The sequence below is a fragment of the uncultured Thalassospira sp. genome, from assembly GCF_963976115.1.
Lineage (GTDB): Bacteria > Pseudomonadota > Alphaproteobacteria > Rhodospirillales > Thalassospiraceae > Thalassospira.
The window spans coordinates 344742-357545 of the sequence record NZ_CAXBJJ010000002.1; the positions used below are offsets into that span (position 1 = coordinate 344742).

Annotated in this window: 13 protein-coding genes; 9 read left to right on the top strand and 4 right to left on the bottom strand. The window is 54.9% G+C overall.

The genetic code is table 11. The annotated features are described in order from the left end of the window. The first annotated feature begins 1 nt into the window (after window position 1). From AAC086_RS03440 to AAC086_RS03455, 4 genes are all read left to right on the top strand, one after another. Entirely contained in the window at window positions 2–1288 is a 1287-nt protein-coding gene (locus tag AAC086_RS03440) for a TRAP transporter large permease (RefSeq protein WP_339775318.1), read from the top strand. Between the two features lie 38 nt (window positions 1289–1326). Beyond that, the gene (locus AAC086_RS03445; RefSeq protein WP_339775320.1) at window positions 1327–2325 is read left to right on the top strand and encodes a TRAP transporter substrate-binding protein; all 999 of its coding nucleotides are present in this window, start codon (window positions 1327–1329) and stop codon (window positions 2323–2325) included. A gap of 16 nt (window positions 2326–2341) precedes the next feature. Continuing rightward, window positions 2342–2890 carry a TRAP transporter small permease subunit gene (locus AAC086_RS03450; protein WP_339775322.1) on the top strand — a complete coding sequence of 183 codons (549 nt, stop codon included), beginning with the start codon at window positions 2342–2344 and terminating at the stop codon, window positions 2888–2890. Between the two features lie 108 nt (window positions 2891–2998). Next, on the top strand, window positions 2999–4441 hold the full coding sequence (locus tag AAC086_RS03455) for a D-aminoacylase (RefSeq protein ID WP_339775324.1): 1443 nt from the start codon (window positions 2999–3001) through the stop codon (window positions 4439–4441). A 73-nt stretch (window positions 4442–4514) separates the two neighbouring features. Here AAC086_RS03455 and AAC086_RS03460 read toward each other — a convergent pair whose 3' ends face one another. Both AAC086_RS03460 and hmgA read right to left on the bottom strand, forming a co-directional pair. Continuing rightward, window positions 4515–5525, bottom strand: coding sequence for a fumarylacetoacetate hydrolase family protein (locus AAC086_RS03460; RefSeq protein ID WP_339775326.1), 1011 nt, complete (start codon window positions 5523–5525; stop codon window positions 4515–4517). A gap of 77 nt (window positions 5526–5602) precedes the next feature. After that, window positions 5603–6970, bottom strand: a complete 1368-nt coding sequence (gene hmgA, locus AAC086_RS03465) for a homogentisate 1,2-dioxygenase (protein WP_339775327.1) — start codon at window positions 6968–6970, stop codon at window positions 5603–5605. 79 nt (window positions 6971–7049) lie between these two features. Between hmgA and AAC086_RS03470 the strand changes: the two genes are divergently transcribed. Further along, entirely contained in the window at window positions 7050–7478 is a 429-nt protein-coding gene (locus AAC086_RS03470; protein ID WP_339775329.1) for a MarR family winged helix-turn-helix transcriptional regulator, read from the top strand. A 17-nt stretch (window positions 7479–7495) separates the two neighbouring features. On the opposite strand, the gene AAC086_RS03475 is transcribed toward AAC086_RS03470, so the two are convergent. After that, window positions 7496–8341, bottom strand: a complete 846-nt coding sequence (locus AAC086_RS03475; RefSeq protein ID WP_339775332.1) for an IclR family transcriptional regulator — start codon at window positions 8339–8341, stop codon at window positions 7496–7498. 184 nt (window positions 8342–8525) lie between these two features. Between AAC086_RS03475 and maiA the strand changes: the two genes are divergently transcribed. The 4 genes from maiA to AAC086_RS03495 are packed head-to-tail and all read left to right on the top strand — an operon-like array spanning window position 8526 to window position 12095. Continuing rightward, a complete protein-coding gene (gene maiA / locus AAC086_RS03480) occupies window positions 8526–9164 on the top strand; it encodes a maleylacetoacetate isomerase (protein ID WP_339775334.1) in 639 nt (212 codons plus the stop codon). 29 nt (window positions 9165–9193) lie between these two features. Beyond that, window positions 9194–10252 (top strand): TRAP transporter substrate-binding protein, encoded by a 1059-nt coding sequence (locus AAC086_RS03485; protein WP_339775336.1) that lies wholly within the window; start codon window positions 9194–9196, stop codon window positions 10250–10252. After that, window positions 10249–10785, top strand: coding sequence for a TRAP transporter small permease (locus AAC086_RS03490; RefSeq protein ID WP_339775338.1), 537 nt, complete (start codon window positions 10249–10251; stop codon window positions 10783–10785). Before AAC086_RS03485 ends, AAC086_RS03490 begins: the two co-directional genes overlap by 4 nt. Further along, the gene (locus AAC086_RS03495; protein ID WP_339775341.1) at window positions 10785–12095 is read left to right on the top strand and encodes a TRAP transporter large permease; all 1311 of its coding nucleotides are present in this window, start codon (window positions 10785–10787) and stop codon (window positions 12093–12095) included. Before AAC086_RS03490 ends, AAC086_RS03495 begins: the two co-directional genes overlap by 1 nt. Before the next feature lie 64 nt (window positions 12096–12159). Here the strand turns inward: AAC086_RS03495 and AAC086_RS03500 are convergent, their stop codons facing one another. Beyond that, window positions 12160–12804, bottom strand: coding sequence for a flavin reductase family protein (locus tag AAC086_RS03500; protein ID WP_339775343.1), 645 nt, complete (start codon window positions 12802–12804; stop codon window positions 12160–12162).

Sequence of the window (12804 nt, forward strand, 5' to 3'; positions counted from 1 at the left end):
GATGCAGGCGGCATTTCTGCTTATCCTGATCGGAGTGGGGCTTTTATCTGGCGCGGCGATAGCCTATGTCATTGGCGCGGCATCCATCATAACGTTTATTATGGGCGGTCAGGCCAATTTCATGGCGGCACTGCCACAGCGCCTGTTTAGCCAACTTGACGTGTTTGCATTTCTGGCGATGCCGCTTTTCATCTTTGCCGGTGATTTGATGAACCGGGGTGGCATTGCATCGGCGCTGATCGACTTTTCCATGTCGCTGTTAGGCCGGGTGAAAGGCGGCCTTGGCCATGTCAATATTTTAACCAGTGTTTTCTTTGCCGGTGTGTCGGGCTCGGCGGTCTCCGATGCCGCTGCATTGGGCAATTCACTTGTGCCCGAAATGCAAAAACGGGGCTATTCGCTTGATTACGCCGTTGCCATTACCGGGGCGTCATCCATCATCGGCCCGATCATTCCACCGTCCAGCATCCTGATCTTTTACGGTGCGCTGATGAATACCTCGGTCGCGGCCCTGTTTGCGGCGGGCGTTATCCCCGGGCTGCTTTTGGCCGCCGTACTAATGGTGATGAATGCCTTTTATGCCTGGCGCGACGATCATCCAGGTGGTGGCGATCAAACGGATATGCCGCCAATTGGCAAATCCTTTCTTCGCGCCCTGCCCGCCATGACCCTGCCTGTCATCATTCTGGGCGGCACCCTTTTTGGCGTTATGACCCCGGCCGAAGCCGCCGCTGTCGCCGTTGCCGCCGCCCTGATTATCGGTTTTGCCTATCGCAAGCTTGATGGCGAAGCCGTGCGCCAGAGTGCCATTCGCACGGCGGTTCTGCTGGGGGCGCTGTTCATCATTCTATGCGCGATTTCGACATTTTCCTATATCGCCGCCCTTGATCGGCTGCCCCAGGCAATTGCCGCCCAAATCACCGCACTGGGCCTTGGCCCGTTACAATACCTGATGCTGGTCAATGTCGTCTTTCTGATCGCGGGTATGGCGATGGATGTCAAAGCCGCCGTGGCACTGTTCGCCCCGATCTTTGTCCCCGTTGCGCTGGCAATGGGGATCGATCCGGTGCATCTCGGCATTGTCATCTGCTTCAATATCTCGACCGGGTTGCTATCGCCTCCGATTGGCGGTGTCCTGCTGATTTTGGCAACAACATGCAACATCAATTACTGGCGATTGATCCGCGCAACATTGCCGTTTTTCTTTGCCGAAGTCGCACTTTTGATCGTGCTGACCTTCTTTCCCGCCATCTCACTGGCTTTGCCGCACGCCCTGGGGCTGAGCTGATAACAAACAAAAGGGCACAACAGAGGAGATCACGTAACATGACGTTTACAAAGTCGGGGAGAACACTTGCCTCCCTTGCCATTGTGTTATCCACATCCATCATCACACCAGCCTTTGCCGCCGAGGTCAAAATTGCCATGAACGGCACCGACGATCCGGTCACCAACGCTGAAGCCGCCTTTGTGCATGGTTTTGCCGATGCCCTTAAAGGTACGGGTTTCAAGGTGGTCGTTTTTCCGTCTGATACGTTGGGCAGCGAAAAAGAACGCTTTGATGCCACCGCCCAGGGGTTGGTCGAAATTGACCTCGCGACCGTTTCAACCGGTGTCGGCATGAGCCCGCTGCTAAAGGGCGTTTTGTTGCCATTCCTGTTTAAAGACAGCGACGAATTTGACGCTGTCATCGCCAAAAGCGACCTTCTTGCAGAAATGAACAAACCCCTGCTTGAAAACGGCATTCACCTGGCCGGTTTTAATTATATCGGCGTCGGGATTGGCATTCACAACAGCCAGCATGCCGTGACCAAAATGTCCGATCTCAAAGGGTTGCGTTTACGGGCCCTCAACCCGGAACAGCTTGAATATGAACAAGCCCTGGGCGCCAACGGCACCATCATCGCATGGTCCGAAGTTGCCAATGCCATTCAGGTCGGCATTGCCGACGGTTATCTCAATCCGCCGAACTCGTCGCTCAGAACCGGGCACACCGCCTTTCTAAAACACTTTACACCGGCCAATATTTCCCCCTCGACCCGGGCTGTTTTTGTTTCCAACGATTGGTACGAAACCCTGTCGGCCGATGAAAAAGCTGAAATCGACAAGGCGCTGGAAGCGGGCATGACCGCCAATCGTGCATGGCTGGCCGACTGGAGCACAAAGGTCATGGCCCGGATGAAGGAAGCCGGGGTGACCATTTCCCAACTTGAACCGGGCGAACGCGAAAAAATGGTCGCGGCAACGGCGAAGACCTGGCCGTCAATTATGGCGGCAGATGATTTGCAGAAATATCTCGACGCCCTCAACATCGTACGCAACTAGGCAGGAGGCGGTGAAGGTGAACACGATCCGAAAAACAGCCCTGGCAATCAGCCTTGGCCTTGATCGACTTGCAGGTATCATTGCCATCATCGCGCTATCGGTGCTGGTAGGCTCGGTCTTGTTACAGGTTGTCGCCCGTTATGTCTTTGCCTCACCGCCATCCTGGACAGAAGAACTGGCACGTTATGCCATGATCTGGGCGGGTCTGATCGGCGCAACCATGAGCTTCAAGCGCCGTTTTGACCCTGCCCTTTTCACAGGCAGCAGCACCGGGGGCGGATTAATGGCCGTCATAACCGGCACGGTCCAGTCTGCTGTCGTCATCATCTATCTCACACCTGTTCTTTGGTACTGTTTCTTTGGCCCGGGCAACAATCCGGCACGCGGTTTTCTTTTGCGCCACAGCCGAACGACAGCCGATGCCCTTGATTTTTCAACATTATGGGTCGCGATTGCAGTGCCGGTCATGATTGTGATCATTCTGGTTCACCTCATTGCCCGCTGGGCGGGCGATGATGGTCAACCCTCGGCACCGGCACCGGCCAAGGCCGACACTTTTACCTGAGCCCAAATAACCCCTACCGGCACCCGTTGGAACCCGCCTTCAGGTTACGGAGCATCCACAAACATGCCTGAACAACAAAAAATTAGAAGTCTTCTGGAGTTTCCGACAATGCAAGCTGACGTCATTTTTCGCAACGCCGATATTGTGGATGGTTCAGGCCAGCCCCGCAAACGCGGCGATGTCGCCATCCGTGATGACCGGATTGTGGCCGTTGGCACCCTTGCGAAATGGCAGGGCGGGCGTGAAATCGATTGTAACGGTCTGACACTTGCCCCCGGTTTCATTGACCCGCATGTTCATCACGACGAAGCCCTGTTGACCGATCCGGGCATGGATTGCATGCTCAGCCAGGGGGTAACGACAATCATTGCCGGGAATTGCGGGTTTTCAATTGCTCCGCTGAAGGCAACGATGGAGATTTTGCCGCAACCGCTGGGCATGATCCTGACATCCAGCCGCCCGCGCTTTGCCCGCTTTGCCGATTATCGCGAACAATTGCGCCAGTCTCCGGCGGCGGTCAATTCCGCCTGCCTGATCGGGCATGGCACATTGCGCATCAACGAAGTTGCCGACCTTGGCCGCCCGGCCGATGCCGCAGAACTAAAGGCGATGGAAAAGTCGCTTGATCAGGCCCTGGACGAAGGCGGGATTGGCGTTTCAACCGGCCTGTTTTATCCACCCGCGCGGGCAGCGACCACCGCAGAAGCTATTGCCATGGCCCGTATTGCCAAGGCGCATGGCAAACTTTACGTCACCCATATGCGCGATGAAGGCGACCGGGGCATTGAAGCCCTTGAGGAAACCTTTGAGATCGGGCGCGAAGCCTGTTGCGGGGTACATGTCAGTCATCATAAATGTGCGGGTCTTGCCAATCACGGCCAGTCAGAAATCACGCTGCCAATGTTTCGCAAGGCAATGCTTCAACACGATGTCAGCCTTGACACCACACCCTGGACCGCGTCCTCGACCATGCTTAATTCCGGTCGTCATCGCCAGGCAACCCGCGTGATTGTGGCGGAATCACTGGCTTATCCCAAAATGGCCGGCCGCGATCTGGCCGATATTGCCAAAGAATGGAACACCGACCTCGACACCGCAATGGAGCGTTTGCTGCCCGCCACCGGTATTTTCTTCATCATGGATGAAAGCGATGTAAGGCGCATTTTGTCGTTCGAGCATACCATCATTTGTTCTGACGGCATTGCGCGCGGTGATCATTCACATCCGCGTGTTTGGGGCACATTTCCAAGGGTATTGGGGCATTATGTGCGTGAAGTCGGATTATTCACCCTTGAAGAAGCCATCAAACGCATGACGCTGATGCCCGCACGCCGGTTTGCCCTTAAGGATCGCGGGCAAATTCGCGAAGGCGCCTTTGCCGATCTGGTGCTGTTTGACCCGGCAACCATTGAATCGGGCGCGACCTATGAAAAACCCAAAACCCCGGCCCTTGGGATCAAAAGTGTTTGGGTGAATGGCCGCGAAAGCTGGGCCGAAGGGACAAACAAGGGCTGCCGCGCCGGGATGTTACTGGACCGCGATCCAACTTGACATAACAGCGTGTCATAATGATCCGACAACCAGACCCCTGACATTTTGCCACGGCAGGGGCCTGGCTATCGTTTCAACCGCTGAATTTTTGCACCGTCTGATCAATCGCTCCAAAAATCGACTGGCCATTGGCATCGCACATGTCAATTTTAACCCGGTCACCAAACCGCATGAAAGGCGTTGCCGGTTTGCCATCGCGGATGGTTTCGATCATGCGGATTTCGGCAATGCAGGAATAACCCGCCCCGCCATCGGCCACCGGTTTGCCCGGTTCGCCATCTTGTTTGTTTGAAACCGTACCCGACCCAACGATGCTGCCCGCGCAAAGCGGGCGGGTTTTGGCCGCGTGGGCAACAAGCTGCCCAAAATCAAAGGTCATATCGATCCCGGCATTGGCCCGACCAAACGGCTTGCCATTCAAATCCACATTCAAGGGCAAATGCACCTTGCCGCCGTCCCAGGCATCGCCCAGTTCATCAGGTGTTACTGCAACCGGGGAAAAGGCCGATGACGGCTTGGACTGGAAAAAGCCGAATCCTTTTGCCAGTTCGCCGGGGATCAACCCGCGCAAGGACACATCATTAACCAGCATCAGCAAACGAATGAATTTACGGGCTTCTTTTGGTGTAACGCCCATCGGCACGTCGCCGGTAATCGCGGCAACCTCGCCTTCCATATCAATGCCCCAGCCTTCGTCACCCAGAACAATCGGGTCGGTCGGGGCCAAAAAGCTGTCTGATCCGCCCTGATACATCAACGGATCGGTCCAGAAACTTTCGGGAATTTCGGCCCCACGCGCCTTGCGCACCAGTTCCACATGGTTGACATAAGCCGACCCGTCCGCCCACTGATAGGCACGCGGCAGAGGCGAATGGGTCCGTTTCTGGTCAAACGCATCACCAAATGCATCATCGGATTCCAGCAGCACTGCAATGTCGGCCAGTTTGCCTTGCAGCACTGACCAGTTATCCAGCGCATATTGCAAGGTTGGCACCCCATCAATGGGAGCACAGCGGCGCAAATCGCGCGATACCAAAACCAGTTTACCATCGCGGTTGCCGTCTTTCAGGGTGGCAAATTTCATCGGTCCTGTCTCCTTGCCGGGTATGTCCGGTCTTTATTTAAAATCATATTTCCAATAATGAAATTTGGGCATCAGTTCTAACGCCCTTCCGGGGTGCCATCGAACCGGCGTTCCAGCCCTTGCCAACAATCCTGATAATCGTTTTGCAGGCCGGGCAGTTCGGCGGCAAAACGGGTAAGCTGCTGCGGCAGGCGGGTTTCAAACATGAAGGCCATCGTGCCATCAAGCTTGACGGGTTCAAGCTCGCTTTCCGATGCCTTGGTGAAACCTTCGGTATCGGGGCCATGGGCCAGCATCATGTTATGCAGGCTCATGCCGCCGGGGACAAACCCCTGTTCCTTGGCATCATACCGGCCTTCGATCAGGCCCATAAATTCGCTCATGATGTTGCGATGATACCAGGGCGGGCGGAAGGTGTTTTCCGCCACCATCCAGCGCGGCGGGAAAATAACAAAATCGATATTCGCCGTACCGGCCTCGCCCGATGGCGCCGTGAGAACGGTAAAAATCGACGGGTCCGGGTGATCAAACAAAATTGCCCCGACGGGCGAAAAGGTGCGCAAATCATATTTGAACGGGGTGTAATTGCCATGCCAACCCACCACATCGAGCGGGGAATGGCCAATTTCGGTAACGTGAAACTGGCCGCACCATTTAACCCGCACCCGGCACGGTGTTTCCTTGTCTTCATAAGCGGCAACAGGTGTTTTAAAATCACGCGGATTGGCAAGACAGTTCGCCCCAATCGGCCCACGTTCGGGCAGGGTAAATTTAGCCCCGTAATTTTCGCACACATACCCCCGCGCCCCGCCATCCGGCCCGGCAGACAATATCGAAACCTTGAACATCATGCCGCGCGGAATAAGGGCGACCTCCAGCGGGGCGACATCCATAATGCCCAGTTCGGTAAAAATACGCAGCGTGCCAATTTGCGGCACCACCAGCAATTCGGCATCGGCATTAAAGAAGTAATCATCCACCATGTCGGCATTACACACATAAACATGGCTGGCCATGCCCGCCTGCCCCAGCGCATCGCCCGCCGTGGTGATGGTGCGGATACCGGCAATAAAATCGGTTGCATCAGACGGCATTTCAACCGGGTCCCAGCGCAACTGCCCCAGCGCCAGGCTGTGAACGTTCAGGCAGGGCGCGGTTTTCCAATGGGGCAGGTCGAATTTTTCAAACCGTCCATTATGGCGCACGCCGGGGCGAATACGATACAGCCAGGACCGTTCATTGCTGCCGCGTGGTGCGGTAAAGGGCGACCCTGAAAGCTGTTCGGCATAAAGACCATAAGCGCATTTTTGCGGGCTGTTTTGCCCCTGTGGCAAGACACCGGGCAGGCATTCGGTTTCAAAATCGTTGCCAAAGCCTGACATATACTGCAAGCCGCCCAGGCTGTTTACCGGGTTCTTTTTTGCAGAAACAATGTGATCGGCCATTGTCTTCTCCCTAACTTTATTTGATATAGTTACAAACGTAACTATAATTTTTGTAACTATCAAACAGCGATCGAATGTGATGACAGAAAAATTTGACCTGGATGGTTTCCTGCCTTTTGTGCTGCATCACACCAGCGAAAAAGTCAGTTTCGGTTTTCGCGACATCTACCGGGACCGTTACCGCATGACCCGCTCGGAATGGCGGGTGCTGGCAACACTCGGCCAATATGGCCCGCAAACCGCAACCGGCATTGGCACCCGCACCGGCCTGCATAAAACCAAGGTTTCACGTGCCGTTGCCTCCATCGAAGCGCGCCACTGGCTGAAACGCCAGCAAGATGAAAATGACCGGCGCATTGCACTGATCTCGCTGACCAGACAGGGCGAAAGCGCCTTTGCATCCCTTGCCACGGCGGGTAACGCCTTTAACCAAAAAGCGCGCGCCCATTTGGGCGGGCAGGATTTCGATGCGCTGATGAACCTCCTTGGCAAGCTTGAAACCATGTGAAACATGCAATACCGAACCTATGATCCAACACGTTCGCGCCCGCCCCAATCGTGATTAAACCGGGCAATTTCGCGCAAAAACGCCGCAAAGGCCGGATGGCCGGGCTGAAAATAATTGGCCTGCGGGTTCATCAGGGTGACACAACAGGCAACCGAGCCATCCAAATTGAAAACCGGCGCGCTGATGGCGGAAAGCCCCGGCACAATATTGCCTTCGATCACGGCAGCGCCACGCAAGCGGTTTTTTTCAATCAAATCAGCGACCTGTTGATCATCCCAATGCAGAATTTCCTGTTCGGCACGAATGACATGTTCGATAGCCGAACGCGGCATGGTTGCCAAAAAGGCCTGCCCGGTGGCAGAGCGCAAAAGCGGCATGACGGTGCCAAGCCCCATCGTCGAAATCACCGGTGGCCCGCCATGTTCGGTTCGAATAAGGACCGGCCCGCGTTCACCCCAAATGGCAAGATGCCCCGAAGATCGCCAATCCAGCGTTAACACACGCAAAAGCCGCCCGGCCCGCATCACCACATCATTACGCTCAATCGCCGAAAGCCCCATGCGCAAGGCCATAGGCCCCAAGCCATAAAGACCCGACTGGTCATCCTGACAGGCAAGGCCAATGCGCACCAGACTGGTAAGATAGCGATGCACCTTTGCCGCTGGCATCCCCACCGCGGCCGCCAGATCTTTGAGCGGCACCGGATATTGAAAATCGCACAGGGCCGAAATGATGCGCCCGCCCACCTCAATGGACTGAATGCCCTTGCGGGTATCGCTCGTTTCGTCGTCCGCCAGATCAATCACGGTCGGGTCGTAGGGCTGTACTGAAGTCACAATCACAAAAACCTGTGAAAATTTCATATTGCGTAATTCATTATATATATCATAATTCCAATCTGAAAGAGGAAATCGCGTATCATGACATGCCGTTGGCAAACGCACCGCTTTTGCGTGTGCGCCGGGGTAACGTCTGAAATGCGGTTTTTCCATGCGGAGCGGGCGAAAATCCAACGCTGCCAAGGCCACATCAAAAAAAGAGCCAGGGATGAAACTGAACGACCTAACCTTTTACGATTACTTCCGGTCATCGGCGTCTTATCGTGTGCGCATCGCCCTGAATTTGAAGGGGTTGCAGCCCGAAACCATCACGACCATCGACCTTCGCACCGGCGAACAATCCGCCAGCCCCTATAAGGCCGTGGAGCCATCGGGGCTGGTGCCGTCCTTTCAATTTGGTGGCAAAACCTTTGGCCAGTCCCTGGCGCTGATTGAATGGCTCGATGCAACATACCCGACCCCGCGCCTGATCCCGCAGGACCCGCTGGCCGCCCTTGCGGTGCGCGAAATCGCCCATACTATCGCCTGCGATATTCATCCGCTCAATAACCTGCGCATTTTAAAATATGTCACCGCAACGCTGGGTGCATCGGAAGATGAAAAGCGTGCCTGGTATCATCACTGGATCAAAACCGGGTTTGATACAATTGAAGCCCTGATCGCACCTCACCGCGATGAAGGGCCGTTCTGCCTGGGCACCCAGGCAACACTGGCCGATATTTGCCTGGTGCCACAGGTTTACAATGCCCGCCGCTTTGACGTGGACCTTGCCGCCTACCCGGCAATTTGCACCATTGATGCACATTGCCAAAGCCTGCCTGCCTTTGCTGCTGCCGTACCGCAATAACAACACAGAAAATCAATAGGGAGAGAAACATGAAACAACCGAGTTTGCGAAAGATCATCATCGGCCTTGTGGCCGGTGCCACCGCCCTTGCCGGGGCGACCTGTGCCAATGCCGCCGATATTACCCTTAAAATCAGCCATTATCTGCCGCCCAGCCATGGCTTCCAAAAGGATTTTCTGGAACCCTGGGCCAAACAGCTGGAAGAAAAAACCAATGGCAAGGTTGCGGTCAGAATTTACGACGCGACATCGGCCTTTGGCAAAGTGGACCGCCAGGCCGACCAGGTTCGTGCCGGTGTGATTGACATGGCGGTTGGCCTGAATGGTATTCCACGCGACCGTTACCCCGCTGCATCGATTATTGAAATGCCATTTTTGGTCAAATATGCCGATTCAGGGTCCGAAACCCTGTGGAACCTTTATAAAGAAGGCATGTTGGGCAGCGATTATCAGGATTTCAAGGTTCTGGCGCTGTTTACCCATGAAGGCGGGTTGATCCACACCCTTGATAAACCCGTTCGCGCCCTTGACGATTTGAAAGGTCTGCGCCTGCGCACGCCAAGCCCGGCGGTTTCAGCGATGCTGGAAGCCTATGGCGCATCGCCGGTCGGTCTGCCGCCTTCGGCCATTTATGAAAACCTGCAAAAGGGCAATATTGATGGCCTGGTAACGACCTGGGATCTGGTCAATGCGGTCAAGGCCAACGAACTTTTGAAATACCATACCGATGCCGGGGCCTATGTTGCCGGGTTTTATTTTGTCATGAACAAGAAAAAGTATGACTCGCTGCCCAAAGATGTTCAGCACGCGATTGATGAAATTTCAGGCGATCCGCTGGTGGCAAAATTTGGCAACTGGTGGGATAAATGGGAAGCCGCAGGCAAGGCCGATGCCGTTAAGCATGGCAATGAAATTATCGAAATTAACGATAAAACCCGTGCACAATGGAAAGACGCCGTTCAGCCCATGATCAAGGATTACCTTGAAGGTCTGAAAACCAAAGGTGTGAAAGACCCCGACGCCATTTACAAGCGCGCCCAGGAACTGGTCGCGGAATTTGACGCCAAATATCACGCGGACGGCAAATGATCCAATCGCGCAATCCTTACGATGAATCGCAGCTACGTGCTGCGGTTCGCCGCCTTGATGGCGTCATAAGCCGCATTACCGACATATTCGCCTTTGCCGGTATGTCCGCCCTGATTGGCGCCATTGCAGTGGTGGTGATTGATATTGTCTGGCGCAGGATTGGCGGGCAATCCTTTATCGGCGCGGTTGATTTAACCCAGTTTTGCGTCATGGCAGCGGCATCCTGGGCCATTCCCCATGCTTTTAGCACCGGGGCGCATGTCACGGTCGATTTGTTTGGCAAAAAACAGTTTCGCGCCTTTTTCAAAATCATCGATGCCCTGATCCCGCTTACAGGTGCCGCCTTGATGGCGTTTCTTTTTTACCTTTCCTGGGAACGGGCAATGGAACAGCTTGCCTATGGCGATGTGTCACAAAACCTTGCCATTCCGATGATTTTGTTCTGGGTGTTCCTGCTAAGCGGCCTCGCCCTTTCGGGGCTGGTTTGCTTTGTGAAATTTCTGAAATTTATCGTGACGGGCGAGGCGATTTGATGGCGACGGAATGGGCAGGATTAATCGGCTTTGTGGTTGCCCTTGGCCTGGCATTACTGCGCGTGCCTGTCGCGGTTGCTATGGCGCTGGTGGGTATTGGCGGCACCTTGATGCTGATGGACTGGACATCGGCCAGTTACGTTATGGCAAGCCTGCCGTTCGAGGCGATATTTCCCTATGGCCTGTCGGTGGTGCCTCTGTTCATTTTCATGGGGGTGTTTGCATCCCATTCCGGCCTGTCAGGCAATCTGTTTCGCGGCATTACCGCCTTTGCCGGGCATCATCGCGGTGGACTTGCCGCATCCAGCATTGGTGCCAGTGCCATTTTTGGTGCCATTTGCGGATCATCGCTTGCGACCTGTGCCACAATGGGGCGCGTGGCCCTGCCGGAAATGCAAAGCCGGGGTTATGCAAAAAGCCTTGCCGGGGCGTCCATTGCCGCTGGCGGTACGTTGGGCGTGTTGATCCCGCCCTCGATTTTGCTGGTGATTTATGCGCTGATGACCGAACAGTCGATTGGCGCGCTGTTTGCCGGCGCGATGATTCCTGGCATCCTGGCGACTGTGCTTTATATCATCTCGATCCGCCTGCAGGTGATGCGCAAGCCGGAACTGGCGCCGATTAGCGCCTATACCCCGTGGTCGCAACGCTGGGGCGCACTGTTGTGCATGTGGGATGCGATTGTGTTGATCGCGCTGGTGATTGGCGGCATTTATGCCGGGCTGTTTTCGCCCACCGAAGCCGCCGCCGTCGGCGCGGGCGGAGCGTTATTATTCGCATTCATTCGTAAAAAACTGACCTGGGCCGTGCTGCGCAGCGGCATTCGCGAAACCGCAAGCATGACCGGCATGATCTTTTTGATCCTGATCGGGGCATCCCTGTTTAACTTTTTCATCGAAACCAGCGGGCTGACCCAAACCCTGGTCGGCTGGATTACCAGCCAGGGTTTTTCACCGCTTGCGGTTTTAATCTCGTTGCTGGTTTTTTATGTGGTGCTGGGCTGTTTCATGGATAGCCTTTCCATGATTTTGCTAACGGTTGTTCCTGCCTATAGCGTCATTACCGGTGTGGGTTATGACCCGATATGGTTTGGCGTGCTGCTGGTTTCGGTGGTTGAAATTGGCCTGATCACCCCGCCGATCGGCATGAACCTGTTCATTATTCAGGGTGTTGCGCCTGAAATGACCCTCACGACCCTGTCACGCGGCATTTTACCTTTCATCGCTGCCGATTTCATCCGTGTTGTGCTGATGATTGCCATTCCCGGTTTGATCATGTGGTTACCGCAACTGTTAGGGCTGGGCGGGTAATAATTTACCCGCTGCCTGCTCTAAACCTTGAATCTCCCAACGCCAAAACGCATCCGCTTTGGCTTTACCTGGCAGTATCCTGGTTTACCCGCCAGTCCTCATAGCTCGGTCTGTCCATTTGCAGCATGTCATTTGTACGGGCATACCAACCGCGACCGTGCATTCGTGCGATCAAACCAATGGCGGGTGTATCGATATGCCCTTTTTCTGCATCAAGAACAAATTCGTCTGCAACGCGAATTTCCAGCACCCGGCCAACGACCAACGCCTGATGAGGCCCGGTAAACATCACAGTATGGCTGACACACTCCATCGAAACCGGAGCCTCGGCAATACAAGGCGGTTTGACCCTGTGTGAGGCCAACGGGGTTAAGCCCGCACATTCAAGCTCGCTTATATCGGACGGCGCATCCATCGATGTGATATTCATCTGCGGGGCCAGTCCCTCGTTTACAAGGTTCACGACAAATTCGCCACCCGCAACAATGTTGCGTGACGTGTCCTTGAACCCGTGAACAGGGTCCGCCATTATTCCGATCGCCACTGTTGGCGGCTTATGGCCCATAACGTTAAAAAAGCTATAGGGCGCAGCATTGACGACACCTTCAGAAGACAGGCTTGTCACCCATGCGATCGGACGCGGCACAATTGTCGCTGTCATCACCTTATAGCCGATCTGCGGATCAATTTCGTCCAGCTTAAATCGCAT

Coding starts and splice junctions, on each gene's coding strand:
- AAC086_RS03500 (WP_339775343.1), bottom strand. CDS start 12,804: ATGCGATTTAAGCTGGACGAAATTGATCCGCAGATCGGCTATAAGGTG.
- AAC086_RS03475 (WP_339775332.1), bottom strand. CDS start 8,341: ATGAAATTTTCACAGGTTTTTGTGATTGTGACTTCAGTACAGCCCTAC.
- maiA (WP_339775334.1), top strand. CDS start 8,526: ATGAAACTGAACGACCTAACCTTTTACGATTACTTCCGGTCATCGGCG.
- AAC086_RS03440 (WP_339775318.1), top strand. CDS start 2: ATGCAGGCGGCATTTCTGCTTATCCTGATCGGAGTGGGGCTTTTATCT.
- hmgA (WP_339775327.1), bottom strand. CDS start 6,970: ATGGCCGATCACATTGTTTCTGCAAAAAAGAACCCGGTAAACAGCCTG.
- AAC086_RS03470 (WP_339775329.1), top strand. CDS start 7,050: ATGACAGAAAAATTTGACCTGGATGGTTTCCTGCCTTTTGTGCTGCAT.
- AAC086_RS03445 (WP_339775320.1), top strand. CDS start 1,327: ATGACGTTTACAAAGTCGGGGAGAACACTTGCCTCCCTTGCCATTGTG.
- AAC086_RS03495 (WP_339775341.1), top strand. CDS start 10,785: ATGGCGACGGAATGGGCAGGATTAATCGGCTTTGTGGTTGCCCTTGGC.
- AAC086_RS03460 (WP_339775326.1), bottom strand. CDS start 5,525: ATGAAATTTGCCACCCTGAAAGACGGCAACCGCGATGGTAAACTGGTT.
- AAC086_RS03490 (WP_339775338.1), top strand. CDS start 10,249: ATGATCCAATCGCGCAATCCTTACGATGAATCGCAGCTACGTGCTGCG.
- AAC086_RS03455 (WP_339775324.1), top strand. CDS start 2,999: ATGCAAGCTGACGTCATTTTTCGCAACGCCGATATTGTGGATGGTTCA.
- AAC086_RS03485 (WP_339775336.1), top strand. CDS start 9,194: ATGAAACAACCGAGTTTGCGAAAGATCATCATCGGCCTTGTGGCCGGT.